Source organism: Streptomyces sp. TRM68416, assembly GCF_014596915.1.
GTDB lineage: Bacteria > Actinomycetota > Actinomycetes > Streptomycetales > Streptomycetaceae > Streptomyces.
Window position 1 is genome coordinate 623335 of record NZ_JACVWU010000001.1, and the last position, 14032, is coordinate 637366.

8 protein-coding genes are annotated in these 14032 nt (G+C 71.2%); all 8 read right to left on the minus strand.

What is annotated here, in order from left to right; genetic code table 11:
* Positions 1-161: 161 nt before the first annotated feature.
* The 8 genes from ICC28_RS02845 to ICC28_RS02880 all read right to left on the minus strand — a co-directional run bounded on the left by ICC28_RS02845 (position 162) and on the right by ICC28_RS02880 (position 13841).
* On the minus strand, positions 162-2210 hold the full coding sequence (locus tag ICC28_RS02845) for a hypothetical protein (protein ID WP_317453946.1): 2049 nt from the start codon (positions 2208-2210) through the stop codon (positions 162-164).
* A 136-nt stretch (positions 2211-2346) separates the two neighbouring features.
* Complete coding sequence (locus tag ICC28_RS02850) at positions 2347-3843, minus strand: bifunctional cytidylyltransferase/SDR family oxidoreductase (RefSeq protein WP_188286740.1); 1497 nt, start codon at positions 3841-3843, stop codon at positions 2347-2349.
* 181 nt (positions 3844-4024) lie between these two features.
* Entirely contained in the window at positions 4025-5221 is a 1197-nt protein-coding gene (locus ICC28_RS02855; protein WP_188286741.1) for a hypothetical protein, read from the minus strand.
* A gap of 74 nt (positions 5222-5295) precedes the next feature.
* Positions 5296-6867 carry an alkaline phosphatase D family protein gene (locus ICC28_RS02860; protein WP_223188192.1) on the minus strand — a complete coding sequence of 524 codons (1572 nt, stop codon included), beginning with the start codon at positions 6865-6867 and terminating at the stop codon, positions 5296-5298.
* Between the two features lie 524 nt (positions 6868-7391).
* The gene (gene obgE / locus ICC28_RS02865; protein ID WP_188286742.1) at positions 7392-8834 is read right to left on the minus strand and encodes a GTPase ObgE; all 1443 of its coding nucleotides are present in this window, start codon (positions 8832-8834) and stop codon (positions 7392-7394) included.
* 121 nt (positions 8835-8955) lie between these two features.
* Positions 8956-9210 (minus strand): 50S ribosomal protein L27, encoded by a 255-nt coding sequence (rpmA, locus tag ICC28_RS02870; RefSeq protein WP_004950923.1) that lies wholly within the window; start codon positions 9208-9210, stop codon positions 8956-8958.
* A 14-nt stretch (positions 9211-9224) separates the two neighbouring features.
* Entirely contained in the window at positions 9225-9545 is a 321-nt protein-coding gene (gene rplU / locus ICC28_RS02875) for a 50S ribosomal protein L21 (RefSeq protein WP_006132815.1), read from the minus strand.
* A 237-nt stretch (positions 9546-9782) separates the two neighbouring features.
* Positions 9783-13841 carry a ribonuclease E/G gene (locus tag ICC28_RS02880; RefSeq protein WP_188286743.1) on the minus strand — a complete coding sequence of 1353 codons (4059 nt, stop codon included), beginning with the start codon at positions 13839-13841 and terminating at the stop codon, positions 9783-9785.
* Between the last annotated feature and the right edge of the window lie 191 nt (positions 13842-14032).

The window sequence follows — 14032 nt, forward strand, 5'->3', positions numbered from 1 at the left end:
TATCTCCTTTTCGCTACCTACTAGACGGTTCATTTCAGAGAGCGGTTGCTCCGCTTCACCCATTTAGTGGGCCACGTCACAGTACGCATGAGGAAGGAAAAGGTTTCGGCCCCCGGGGAGGGAAACTCCTCGGGGGCCGAAGTGCGGGGCCGGACCGGCGGTCAGCCCGCCAGTTCCGCCTCTTCCGCCGCCGCGATCCGTGACTCCTGGCCGAGGTTGCGGGCCTCGGCCTTCAGGGAGAGGTTCGCCACCGCGGTGTTGAACTGGTCGATGGACGTCGGCTCGTCCGGGCCCAGCAGATACCGCTTCAGCTCGGCACGTTCCTCCGCCAGCGGGTCGGCGGCGGGGTCGCGGACCGCGTCCAGCAGACCGCCCAGCTCGGCGGCGCTGTTGGACAGGATCGTCGCGGCGCGCACCGCGGTGTTCTGCCGCTTGAACTCCTCCGCGCCCAGCTCGGCGGAGTCGGTGACCGCGTACGGCTTGCCGCTCGCGATGAAGTCGGAGACCACGCTGGAGATGTCGGAGACCATCGCGTCGGAGACGTTGAAGCAGTCGTACAGCCGCGGTTCGGCGCCCGTGATCACACGGTGCTCGTAGGAGCCGAAGGAACGCCAGTACGCGTCGTTCCACTCGGCGCGCAGCCGGGCGATCTCCTCGTGCCGGGCCACGTCCACCACGCCGTCGCGGGTGGCCTCGGCCTCGTCGCCGCGCTCCTTGCCGTTGCCGGAGAGCTCGGCGATACGGGCCTCGATCCGGGCCAGCTCGGCCTTGGCCTGCGCCTGGGCGGCCGTGTCGGGCCGGTAGCGGGCGTCGGCGGCACGCTCGGCGGCGGCCTTCTCCACCAGGGCGGTGATCCGCCGGTGCGCGGCGCCGGCCTCGGCGCTGACGGTGCCGGTGAACGGGTGCGGCTTGTACAGGACACGGACCGGCGGGTCGGCCTGCACCAGCTGCTTCACGATGTTCTCGCCGGCCAGCATGAGCGAGGTGTTGCCGGGGTTTCCGTCCCAGCCCTCCCAGGTGGGCGCGTACAGCACGGTCGGGATGCGTCCGTCCGGCACGCCCTGCCAGGTCTGGATGGGCGCCAGCTGCGGGCGGCCGACCTCGACGATGTCGTCGTCGCGGACACCGACGTCCGCTATGGCGTACCGGTCGCGGCCCGCGCGTCCGGCGGTCCACACCTCGTCGTAGACCTTGCTGAACGGGTTGACGCTGGCCAGCTTGTCGCTGTCGCCGTGGCCGATGAAGACGTGCTTCATGGTCGGGACGCGCAGCATGTGGATGTTCTTGCCGACGTTCGCGGCGTACAGCGCCACGCGCACCGTGGACAGGTCCATGTTCATCAGGTGCACCCCGCCGGGCACGCAGATGACGGGGACCGTGGTGGGCGCCAGGTTGGCCAGGATGACGCGCTCGCGCAGCAGGATCAGCGGCTTGGAGTCGAGCTGCTCCATCGTCTCCAGCCACATGTTGACCTGGTAGGCGGAGTCCTTGGAGCCGGAGAAGTACAGCACCGTCTCGGGCCGGTACTCGGCCAGCCAGTCGTCGACGGCGGCCAGCACGGTGTCCGCGTTCGGCGGGATCCTGCGGCCGCGGACGTACGGCACGAGCGCGAGCACGTACAGGGAGCTCAGCAGCAGCGTCAGGCCCATGCCGAGGAACCCGGCCGCGGGCTCGTCCAGGAACGCCGAGACCAGCACGCCGCAGACGGCGATCAGGTCGAGGTGGAGCATCTTCTCGGCGGAGCGGTTCAGCAGTCCCCTCGGCGGGGCGTCGGGGATGCGGATGCGCGAGACCAGGTCAACGTTGCGGGTGGCGACCGGCATGCGGCGGCGGTTGCGGATCAGGGTGACCAGCGCGCCGTGCGGGGCCTGGAGGCCGTAGAAGAGGATGAAACCGGCGACCGCGGCGTAGAAGACCAGGTTGTCCGAGAGGTCCAGCCGGGCCAGCAGGAGGACCAGGAGCAGCTGCCTGATCAGGAAGCGGATCGACAGGCCTGCCCGCACCTTGCTCAGGCGGTTGACCAGGTAGCTGCCCCTGCGGTGCAGGAAGTGGTCCGCCAGGTACGTCACGGCGGCCGCGGCCGCGAAGGCGGGGACGCTCGGGACGAGCGCGGCGACCATGAGGCAGGGGAAGCCCAGCATCATGAGGACCGCCGCGGCCAGCTCGGCCGCGCTGCCCACCCGGGCGACGCGTATAGCGGTGGAAATCACGGAGAAACCTGCTCTGGGAAGGTGAGTGCCGGTTTTGTTCTGAATTTATGGTGCTACGGATTCAGGCCTCTGCGAACGCTCCTTTAACGGGCACCCACAGAGGCCTGAATTCCTCAAAGCTATATGCGCTCGATTATTACACGCCGTCCTGGCGGTCGAGCACCGCGGCCAGGGCCGCCTCGAACCCGGAGGCCTTCGCCGCACCGGCCGTCGGGTCCTGCTGGCGGACGTCGATGACATGGCCGGTCAGCTCGGACAGCAGCACGTCCAGCGAGGTACGGGCGACGGCCTCGGAGGAGAGCAGGCTGCCCGCCGGCTCCTGGCCGAAGGCCTTGGTACGCATCGGCGTGGCGGTGCGCTCGGGGTTGATGCAGTTCACCCGGACGCCGTCGCCGGCCCACTCGTCGGACAGCGCCTGGGTCAGGTTCACCATGGCGGCCTTGGTGGAGGAGTACAGGCTGTACTCGGCGCGGCCGCGGGTGTAGCTGCTGGAGGTGTACAGCAGCAGCTGGCCCTTGGACTCGGCCAGGTACTTGTAGGACGACCGGGCGATCTGCACCGGGGCCAGGTAGTTGACCTTCAGCGCCTCCTCGATGGTGGCGTTGTCGGTCTCGGCGAGCTTCCCTATGCGCAGCACGCCCGCGGTGTTCACGACGTAGTCGATGCGTCCGGTCTCCGCGTACGCCTTGGACAGCGCGTCGTCGACCTCCTCCGGGTTCTCCACGTGGGTGCCGGTGGTGGAGCGGCCCAGGGCGTAGACCTTGGCGCCGTAGGACTCGGCCAGCTCGGCGATGTCCTTGCCGATGCCGTAGGAGCCGCCGAAGACGACGACGGTCTTGCCGGTCAGCAGCTCGCGGTAGGCCTCCTCGGAGACCTGCTCGGGCACGGCGGTGGAGGCCAGCTGGAAGAGCTTGTCGGCGATGAAGACGTCGACGGGCTGGGTGACCTTCATGTTGTACTCGTCGCCCGCCACGACGTGGATCGGCACGTCCGGCAGGTACTTGAGTACGACGGAGCAGTCGTCCGTGGCCTGGAAGTTGGGGTCGCCGGCGGCGACCTCGTAGGCCCGCCGGATCGTGGACAGCTTGAAGGCCTGCGGCGTCTGGCCGCGGCGCAGGCGGGAGCGGTCCGGGATCTCGGTGATGAACTCGCCGTCCTCGCCGTGCGTGCGGGTCACGATGATGGTGTCCGCGGACGGGATGGCCACGTCGACGGCCTGGAAGCGCTCCAGGGCGATGACGCAGTCGTCGATCACACGCTGTGACAGCAGCGGCCGTACGGCGTCGTGGAAGAGGACGTTGAGGTCCTCGCCCTCGGCCAGGCCCTCGCCGAGCGCCTCGATGGCGCGCTCGGTGGTCTCGTTCCGGGTGGCGCCGCCCTCGATGATCTTCTTGACCTTCGTGAAACCGGCCTTGGCGACGATCTTCTCGATGTCGGGGACGTAGCCCGGCGCCATCAGCACGATGACGTCGTCGATCGAGTCCGCGTTCTCGAAGGTGGTCAGGGTGTGCTCGATGACTGCCTTGCCGGCGATCTTCAGCAGCTGCTTGGGTATCGAGAGACCCACGCGCTGACCGGTACCGCCGGCGAGGATCACTGCGGTGGTACGGGGCTTGGCTATGTGCTGGGACACAGGTGACCTACCTTGGGGCGACAGGGAACGTGGAAATGGTCCCACTTCCGGTTACCGCAGTGCAAGGTGAGCGACCTCCACCGCATATGTGCGCGCAACCTGTCATTCACCTTGTACTCCTGGTGATAGGCGGAGCGGTTCCGCGGACGCCCTTGTAATTGCTGTGAGTAACCGCACAGGTTCAGCGGCGTCGCAACTTCTTCAGTGCGCGATGGCCGAGCACCTTCACGAGTTCCTTGGAAGACGTCTGGTGAACGGTCCGCGGCTGCACGGGCGGCGCGACGTTCGGCACCGGTTGTTCGGCGGCGACCGCGGCGAGGGCTCCGTAGAGGGCCTGCGCGGCCACCTCCGGATCCATCCGCACCTTGCTCACCGCCTGCTCCTTCGCCTTCGGCACGGCCGACAGCAGCGCCGGGTCGCCCAGCACCCGTACGCCCATCGCGACGATCCGCTCCGTCATCTCCGCGCCGAGCTCGGCGGCGGCCTCGACCGCCCACTGCGGGGTGCTGATCTTCACGTCGTCGGGACCCGGTGAGCACGCGTTCTTCATATGGATGACGGCGCCGTACCGGATGAGCTTCGAATAGAGCTCGTCCGGCAGCTCATTCCCGCGGAATTCCGCATTGAGATTCCGCAGCATTTCGGTCTCGGCGAGGGTGAGGGACCGGTTCGCCGTGTCCGGAACGGGCTGAAGGAGATTCTCCGGCAGCCCGAGCAGCCCCTCGAAGGTGCGCATCAGCCCGCCCCGGTCACGGTCGTCGACCACGACGACCGTGACCCGGTCCGCGCCCACGGCCCGCACCCAGCGCTCGACGAGCCGGTCGTGCCGGTGCCGCCGCCAGAAACTCGGGTTGGGCCTGTCGTACGGCGGCTTCTTCAGCTTGTGCTTCAGCCAGCGCTCGTAGTCCATGCGCAGGCCGTTCTGCACGTACTGCTGCCACTGCGAGGGCATGATCTTCGCCAGCGGGCGCAGGGTGACCAGCACGTGCACCCGGTCGCCGCCCAGCTCCCGGACGATCCGCTCAATGGTCTCGTCGTCGGGGGCGTCGGCGAAGAACTCGCTGCTGATCACCGAGGTGCGCTCGCCGGTGGCGGCGACCTGCTCGACCAGCGTCGCCCAGTGCTGCTCCTTGGGCTTCTGGTTGCCGATCATCCCGGGGCGGGCGCAGACCGCCAGGGCGGCCTGCATGGGGTGCCTGCTGGTGGCCGGGAAGTCGACGCCGTGCTCGGCCATCGCCTCCTTGGCGCCGAACAGCGCACCCTGGATCGAGGTGGTCCCGGTTTTGTGCGGGCCGATGTGCAACAGGCGGGTCCCGGCCGGCAGCGGGGTGACGGTGCCGTTGGCCGGGACTTCATCTCTCGTGCAGTCCGTCTCCATAGTCAAGGGACGGTAAGCCCCGTTGCTGAGGGACGCCTAAGAGCGGGCGGTGACAGTGACGAGCGCCACATCCGTCACACGAGTTCCACTCCCGGCCGGCCCGCCTCCACCCGCAGCCGGGCCAGCGTGCTCGGCGTGGCGACCGGCTGCCGGACCGTGTCCACGACCCTGACCGTCGCGTCGATGCCGTCGTCACGGATGTCGAAGAGGTGGTAGCCGCGGTGGGCGTCGAGCAGCTTCCAGTGCGGGTTGTCGGGCCGCCGCGGGTCCCACTGGGCGTGGAAGGCGGCCTGGTCCTGGTCGCCGTTGCTGGCGATGGAGGTGCCGACGAACTCGGCGCCGACCACGGCGGACTCCGGATCGGCGAAGTCCTCCTTCAGATCGCTGATCATCGTCAGATGCCGGTCGCCGGTGAGCACCACCGGGTTGCGCACGCCCTTGAACTCCCGCAGCAGCTCGTTGCGTTCGGCCTGGTAGCCGTCCCAGGCGTCGTAGAACCACTGCTTGCCCTCGCCGACCAGCAGGTCCGTCTCGGCCATCATGATCTGCGAGGCGATCAGGTTCCAGCGGGCCGGGGAGCCGCGCAGCCCGTCCAGCAGCCATCGCTTCTGCCCGGCGCCGAGCATGGTGAGCGAGGGGTCCTGGGCACCGGCCTGACTGGTGGCCTGGTCGCTGCGGTACTGCCGGGTGTCGAGGACGTTGAGGCGGGCGAGCCGGCCGAACTCCAGACGGCGGTGCATCCGGATGTGCGGACCGTTCGGCACCGCGCTCGCGCGCACCGGCATGTGCTCGTAGTACGCCTGGTAGGCCGCCGTCAGCCGGGCCACGAACGCGTCGTGCGGCTGCTTGGGGGGGTCCTGCGGGATCTGACCGGCGAAGTCGTTGTCGACCTCGTGGTCGTCGAAGGTGACCACGAAGGGCGCGCCCGCGTGCATCGCCGCGAGATCGGGGTCGCTGCGGTACTGGGCGTAGCGGTTGCGGTACTGCTCCAGGGTGTACGGCTCACCCGCCCCCTCGTGCCGGCGCAGCGCCGTCGCCGAGGGCACCGACTCGTAGATGTAGTCGCCGACGAACAGCACGACGTCGGGGTCCTGGGCGAGCATGTCGGCGTAGGGCGTGAAGTAGCCGTGCTGCCAGTTCTGGCAGGAGGCGAGCGCGATGCGCAGGTTGCCGCGGGTGCTGAGCGGGTGGGGCGCGGTACGGGTGCGGCCGACCGGCGAGATGCGGCCGCCGGCCCGGAAGCGGTACCAGTAGGTACGGCCCGGGCGCAGCCCCCGCACGTCGACGTGCACGCTGTGCCCGTACTCGGGGCGGGCCTGCGCGGTGCCCCGGCGCACGACCTTGCGGAACCGCTCGTCCTGCGCGAGTTCCCAGTGCACCGGCACGGTGCTGTCGGGCATGCCGCCGCCGCTGAGGGGATCGGGGGCGAGCCGGGTCCACAGCACGATGCCGTCGGGCAGCGGGTCACCGGAGGCCACGCCGAGGCTGAACACGCCCTCGGGCAGGGCTCTTTCGGCGGCCCGCGCGGAGGCGGGCAGCCACAGCTGGGCGGAGGCGGCGGCGCCGAGCACGGCGGCACCGGCGGTCAGGAAGCGGCGCCGGTCGGGTGAGTCTGCGGTCCTCGCGTCGGCCATCGCTTCGGTCATCTGCGAACTCCCTTGCGTCACGGGCCCCTTGGACACCTGAAAGCTCACGCTTCCGGTGGGGCGGCCCGCTGAATCGCAGGGTTCGCGCGCATGACAAACAGACAGACAACAAGAACGCCTCGTTGTCTGCCTGGGGATCTCGACCGGGGTCGATCAGTCCGGGAGGCAGCCCCCGAACCGGCCGCCGTTCACGGCCCTGCCGAAGGCGCGGGCCCCGAGGGAGACGGAACCCCGGCCGCGGCCCCGGCGGAGGTGGAGCGGAAGGCCCGGATGCCGCCGCTCTCGTCGTTCTGAGCGACCGGCAACGCGGTCACGCCCCGGCCGGCAGGGCGACGGCGACCGCCACGCACCGCCGCCTTCCGCGCGAAACGGGCTCGGGCACCTCGAATCCGGGGAATCGTCCGGGCAGTTGACCGCGGAGAGGACCGAGATCCTCACCCGCGTGCCCCGTACGACTCACCGGACCGACGGTCGGTCGCCCTGCCGTGGTCGGTCGCCCTGCCGTGGGCCGGATCCTCCCGGGGTCAGCCCTCGAACGGCTCGAAGTCGTCGAACTCCTGCTGGGCCTCGTCCCGTTCGGCCTGCCGGTCCCGGCGGCGCTGGGCCGCGGGCCGCGGCGCCTCGAACCGGTGGTCCTCACCGCGGCGTCCGAGCATCTCGGCCCCGGACATCATCGTCGGCTCCCAGTCGAAGACGACCGCGTTCTCCTCGGGACCGATGGCGACACCGTCGCCGGCCCGGGCGCCCGCCTTCATCAACTCCTCCTCGACACCGAGGCGGTTGAGCCGGTCGGCGAGGTAGCCGACGGCCTCGTCGTTGTTGAAGTCGGTCTGCCGCACCCAGCGCTCCGGCTTCTCGCCGCGCACCCGGAACAGCCCGTCGTCCTCGCGTACGACGGTGAAGCCCGCGTCGTCCACGGCCTTGGGCCGGATGACGATCCGCGTCGCCTCCTCCTTCGGCTTCGCCGCCCGCGCCCGGGAGACCAGGTCGGCCAGCGCGAACGACAGCTCCTTCAGCCCCATGTGGGCGACCGCGGACACCTCGAAGACGCGGTAGCCCCGCTCCTCCAGGTCCGGCCGCACCATCTCGGCGAGGTCCTTGCCGTCCGGTACGTCGATCTTGTTCAGGACGACGATCCGCGGCCGGTTGTCGAGACCGCCGTACTCGCGCAGCTCCGCCTCGATGACGTCGAGGTCGGACACCGGGTCGCGGTCCGACTCCAGCGTCGCCGTGTCCAGCACGTGCACGAGCACGCTGCACCGCTCCACGTGCCGCAGGAATTCGAGGCCCAGGCCCCGGCCCTGGCTGGCGCCCGGGATCAGCCCCGGCACGTCGGCGATGGTGTACACGGTCGAGCCGGCCGTCACGACGCCCAGGTTCGGGACGAGGGTGGTGAACGGGTAGTCGGCGATCTTCGGCTTGGCCGCCGAGAGGACGGAGATCAGCGAGGACTTGCCCGCGCTCGGGTAGCCCACCAGCGCCACGTCCGCGACGGTCTTCAGCTCCAGGACGATGTCCTGGAGGTCACCGGGCTCGCCGAGCAGCGCGAAGCCGGGCGCCTTGCGCCGGGCCGAGGCCAGCGCCGCGTTGCCGAGGCCGCCCCGGCCGCCCTGCGCGGCGACGTACGAGGTGCCGTGGCCGACCAGGTCGGCGAGGACGTTGCCCGCCTTGTCCAGCACCACGGTGCCGTCGGGCACGGGCAGCACCAGGTCCTGGCCGTCCTTGCCGGAGCGGTTGCCGCCCTCACCGGGCTTGCCGTTGGTGGCCTTGCGGTGCGGGGAGTGGTGGTAGTCGAGCAGCGTGGTCACGGACTGGTCGACGGTCAGGATGACGTCGCCGCCGCGTCCGCCGTTGCCGCCGTCCGGGCCGCCCAGCGGCTTGAACTTCTCACGGTGGACGGAGGCACAGCCGTGACCTCCGCTACCCGCGGCGACGTGCAGCTCGACGCGGTCCACGAAGGTGGTCATGGGATGTGCCTCCAGTTACGTACGTACGCGTATGTCTCTTGGTTAACACGCGAAAGGCGGACCCGCCTTCCCGTCGGGGAAGTGAGGTCCGCCTCGCGAAGCGTTCGGTCTTGAGCCTGGATCAGGCGACCGGAACGATGTTCACGACCTTGCGGCCACGGTGGGTGCCGAACTGCACCGCACCGGCGTTCAGCGCGAACAGCGTGTCGTCGCCGCCACGGCCGACGCCCGCACCCGGGTGGAAGTGGGTGCCGCGCTGACGGACCAGGATCTCGCCCGCGCTCACGACCTGACCGCCGAAGCGCTTCACGCCGAGGCGCTGAGCGTTGGAGTCACGACCGTTACGGGTGGACGATGCGCCCTTCTTGTGTGCCATCTCTCCTCAGTCCCTTACTTCGCAGCCGCGGGGATCTCAGTGACCTTGATCGCCGTGTACTGCTGGCGGTGGCCCTGACGACGGCGGTAGCCGGTCTTGTTCTTGTAGCGCAGAATGTCGATCTTCTGGCCCTTGTGGTGGTCCACGACCTCGGCCTGGACCTTGATGCCGGCCAGCACCCAGGGGTCGCTGGTCACGGAGTCGCCGTCGACAACGAGCAGGGTCGAGAGCTCGACCGTGTCGCCAACCTTGGCAGTGGAAATCTTGTCAACCTCAACGATGTCGCCGACAGCAACCTTGTGCTGGCGACCACCGCTGCGCACGATGGCGTACACGCGGATCTCACTCTCTCGCTCGGGGAACGGCACCCCCGCAGTCCAGCTGCCCGCACACGAGCGAGCGGACAGCCTCTCCCAGCCACTCCGTGCCCGGGAGGAAGAAGGTTTACGGGGATGTGGCACGTCAGTGGACATGCCGACGGTCAAGGTTACGGGGCCGCGGCCGAACGGGTCAAACCGGGCCGGGCCCCAGGGGTGTGCGGCTGATCACTCGGCCGCACACCCCTGTCCGGGTCAGCCCTCGTCGGTGGAGGCCGAGACGGAGGGCTGCGCCTGCTGCGCCGCCGCCGCGGTCTTCTTCGACGTCGACTTCTTGGCGGCCGTCTTGGTGGTCTTCGCCGCCTTCTTGGCCGTCGTCTTCTTCGCGGCCGTCTTCTTGGCCGCGGTCTTCTTGGTGGCGGCCTTCTTCGCCGTCGCCTTCTTGGCCGTCTTGCGGGCGGCCGCCTTCTTGGCCGGAGCAGCCTCCTCGGCGGCCTCCGGCGCCTCTACGGCCTCCGTGGACGACGGTGCCTCCGGTGCCTCCGGTGCCTCCGTGGCCGACGGGACGACCACGACGGCCGCCTCCTCGGACGCGGTGGGCGCGGTGGCCTTGCGCACGGCACGGCGCCGCGGACGGGCCGGGGCGGCGCTCTCGGTGACAGGCGCGGGCTCGGGCTCGGGCTCGGCGACCGGCTCGGCGGGCGCCTCCTCGGCCTTGGGCTCGGGCGCCGTCTCGGCGACCGTCACCACGGCGGCCTCGGCCCCCGCGGGCGAACCGGCCGGCGCCGTCGCCTTACGGGTCGCACGACGACGCGTACGCCCCTTCGGCGCGGCCTCCTCGACGGGCGCGGCTTCCTCCGCGGGCGGGGCCTCGACGACCGCGTCCTCCACGGCGACGGGCTCGGCGTGCGCCTCGGCGGCCGACTCCGGCTGCACCGGACGCTCGACCTCCTCGGCGACGGTCACGTCCTGAGCCGTGGGGACCTTCTCCGCCCGCTCGGCCTTCTCCCGCTTCGGCGCACCCGCCGGAGCCGACGCACGCCGACTCGACCGGCGCCGCGAGCGGCCACGACCGGCCGCGGCCTCCGCCTCGGCGACGCTGCTGTACAGCTCCTCGTCCGGCGCGAAGTCCGGCGCGGGCAGCGCGACCGGCTCGGCGACCTCGGCCGCGACCTCGGCGACGGTCTGGCTCTCCCGCACCTCCGGCTCCACCGGCTCGGCGGTCTCCGCCGCGGTCGCCGCAGCCTCGTGCTCGTGCGTCTGGTCACCGCCGCGCCCGCGCTTCTTGCGCTTGCCGCCGCCTCCGGCGGAGGTCGGCTGCTCCATGTGCACGATGACACCGCGGCCGTTGCAGTGGACGCAGGTCTCGGAGAACGACTCCAGCAGCCCCTGGCCGACCCGCTTACGGGTCATCTGCACGAGCCCCAGCGAGGTCACCTCGGCCACCTGGTGCTTCGTACGGTCGCGGCCCAGGCACTCCAGCAGGCGCCGCAGCACCAGGTCCCGGTTGGACTCCAGCACCATGTCGATGAAGTCGATCACGATGATGCCGCCGAGGTCGCGCAGCCGCAGCTGGCGCACGATCTCCTCGGCCGCCTCCAGGTTGTTCCTGGTGACCGTCTCCTCCAGGTTGCCGCCCTGGCCGGTGAACTTGCCGGTGTTGACGTCGACGACGACCATCGCCTCGGTCCGGTCGATCACCAGCGAACCGCCGCTGGGCAGCCACACCTTGCGGTCCAGCGCCTTGGCGAGCTGCTCGTCGATCCGGTAGGAGGCGAAGACGTCGACCTCGGAGGTCCACTTCTGCAGCCGCTCGGCGAGGTCCGGCGCGACGTGCGAGACGTACCCGTGGATGGTCTGCCACGCCTCGTCGCCGCTGACGACGACCTTGGAGAAGTCCTCGTTGAAGATGTCGCGCACGACCCGGACGGTCATGTCCGGCTCGCCGTACAGCAGGGTCGGGGCGTTGCCGCTCTTCGCCTTCTTCTGGATCTCCTCCCACTGCGCCTGGAGCCGCTCGACGTCACGGCGCAGCTCGTCCTCGCTGGCGCCCTCGGCCGCGGTGCGCACGATGACGCCCGCGTCCTCGGGGACGATCTTCTTCAGGATCGTCTTCAGGCGGGCGCGCTCGGTGTCGGGCAGCTTGCGGCTGATGCCGGTCATCGACCCCTCGGGGACGTAGACCAGGTAGCGGCCGGGCAGGGAGACCTGGCTGGTGAGCCGGGCGCCCTTGTGACCGATCGGGTCCTTGGTGACCTGCACCAGCACCGACTGGCCGGACTTCAGGGCGGACTCGATGCGGCGCGGCCCGTTGGCCATGCCCAGCGCCTCGAAGTTGACCTCACCGGCGTACAGGACAGCGTTGCGGCCCTTGCCGATGTCGATGAAGGCGGCCTCCATCGACGGCAGGACGTTCTGCACCTTGCCCAGGTAGACGTTGCCGACGTACGAGGTCGACTGCTCCTTGTTGACGTAGTGCTCGACGAGCACGTTGTCCTCGAGGACGCCGATCTGCGTGCGGTCGCCGTACTGACGGACGACCATCACCCGCTCGACGGCCTCACGGCGGGCCAGGAACTCGGCCTCGGTGATGATCGGGACGCGCCGGCGGCCCTGCTCACGGCCCTCCCGGCGGCGCTGCTTCTTGGCCTCAAGCCGGGTCGAGCCCTTGATGGACTGCACCTCGTCGGAGGGCTCGGCACCCCTGTCCCGCGGGGCTCGCGGCTCGCGCACCTTGACGACGGTCCGCTCGGGGTCGCCGTCACCGGGCTCGACGTCGGCGCCGGAGTCACCGGCACGACGGCGGCGACGGCGCCGGCGACGGCTGCTGGAGGTCGACCCGCCGGTCTCGTCGCCGTGGGCGGCGTCCTCGGCGTCCTCTTCCTCCTGCTCGGCGGTGTCCTCGCCGTCCTGCGCCGCCTGCTCGGCGGCGGTCTCCTCGGCGTCCCCGTCGGCCGACTCGGCGTCGACGGACTCACCCCGGCGACGGCGACGACCGCCCCGGCGACGACGACGGCGCGCCCCCGTCTCCTCGGCCTCCTCGGCCTCCTCGCCCTCGGCGGCGTCCTCGGCCTCCTCCGGGTCCTCCTCGACGGGGGCCTCGGCGGTACGGGCCGCGGTCTCCTCCTCGGCCGCGGCACCCCGGCGACGACGCCGACGCCGCGTGGTGCCCTGCTCCTCGGCGTACTCCACGGGCTCCGCCGCCTGCTCGGCCTCCGGGGCGTCCTCGACCTCCGACGCCCCGGCCGCGGCCTCGGCGGCGGCCCGCTCCGGGGTCTGGAACTGCGGCTCGGTGAACACGGGCGCCTGGAAGACGGCGACCGCGGGGCGCGCCGGCCGACGCGGGGAGTCGGCGTCCTCGCCGTCCCCGGCCGCCTTCGCGGGCTCGGAGAACCCGGTGGCGGCCGTACGCACGACCCGGCGGCGGCGCCGCGGCGCGGCCTCCTCGGCGGCGGGCGCCTCGGCCTCGGGGGCCTTCGACGCGGTCTCGGCGGGCGTGGTCTCTTCGGCGGCAGTCACGGGCGCCTCCGCGCTCTCGGGCGCCCCGGCGGGGGCGGACACACGACGCGTGGCACGCCGACGGGTACGACGCGGGGCGGCCTCCTCGGCCTCCTCGGTCTGCTGGGCGGGCGCGGCCTCGACAGCGGCCTCGCCCGTCTCCACGGACGCACTCTCGGCCTCGGGCGCGGACGCACCACGCGTGGCACGCCGACGCGTACGACGCGGAGCGGCCTCCTCGGCGGCGGGTGCCTCGGCCTCCGCGGCCTCCTCCTGCGCAGGCGCGGCCTCGACAGCCTCGGGCGCGGACGCACCACGCGTGGCACGCCGACGCGTACGACGCGGAGCGGCTTCCTCAGCCTCCTCGGCCTCCTGCGCAGGCGCGGCCTCGGCGGCCTCGACGACCTCGGTGGCGGGGGCGGTCTCCTCCGCGGCCGTCGCCGCGGGCACAACGGTCTCGACGGCCTCGGCCGATGCCGGCGCCCCGGCGGGCGCGGACGCCCGGCGGACCGCACGACGGCGGGTGCGCGGGGCGGGCGGCGCCTCGGCCGCGACGACCTCGGCCTCCTCGGCCTTCTCCTCCGCACCGGCCTCCTCGGCCTGCGCGGTCACTTCGGCCTCGGCGGGCTCCACGACCTCCTCGGCCTCCGCATCCGGTATGGCCGGAGCGACCTCGGTCGCGGCTTCGGAGCCGCCGGCGGGCGGGCCCGCGGGCCGGGACGCGGCACGGCGCCGACGACGCGGCGGCAGGGTGTCGCTGGGGGTGTTCGATTCGGAGCCCGTGGCGGACTCGGCGGGTTCGATCGGTTCGAGCATGCGGGCGTTTCTCCCGTCAGGCTCCCGGGCGCCGCGCCTGGTCCGGCAGTGTGCCGGTGACGTCCGCGGCTCGCGTGGTGCGCGTATGCCGCCGTCCGGGGCGCGGGCGCCGCACGGGAGCTCTCTGTGTCCTGTCTCGCCGGTTCCGTACACCGAATGCGTACGGCCTGGCGAAAGTCTTCTGGTCGGTG

Coding starts and splice junctions, on each gene's coding strand:
- ICC28_RS02855 (WP_188286741.1), bottom strand. CDS start 5,221: ATGGAGACGGACTGCACGAGAGATGAAGTCCCGGCCAACGGCACCGTC.
- ICC28_RS02860 (WP_223188192.1), bottom strand. CDS start 6,867: ATGACCGAAGCGATGGCCGACGCGAGGACCGCAGACTCACCCGACCGG.
- obgE (WP_188286742.1), bottom strand. CDS start 8,834: ATGACCACCTTCGTGGACCGCGTCGAGCTGCACGTCGCCGCGGGTAGC.
- rpmA (WP_004950923.1), bottom strand. CDS start 9,210: ATGGCACACAAGAAGGGCGCATCGTCCACCCGTAACGGTCGTGACTCC.
- ICC28_RS02880 (WP_188286743.1), bottom strand. CDS start 13,841: ATGCTCGAACCGATCGAACCCGCCGAGTCCGCCACGGGCTCCGAATCG.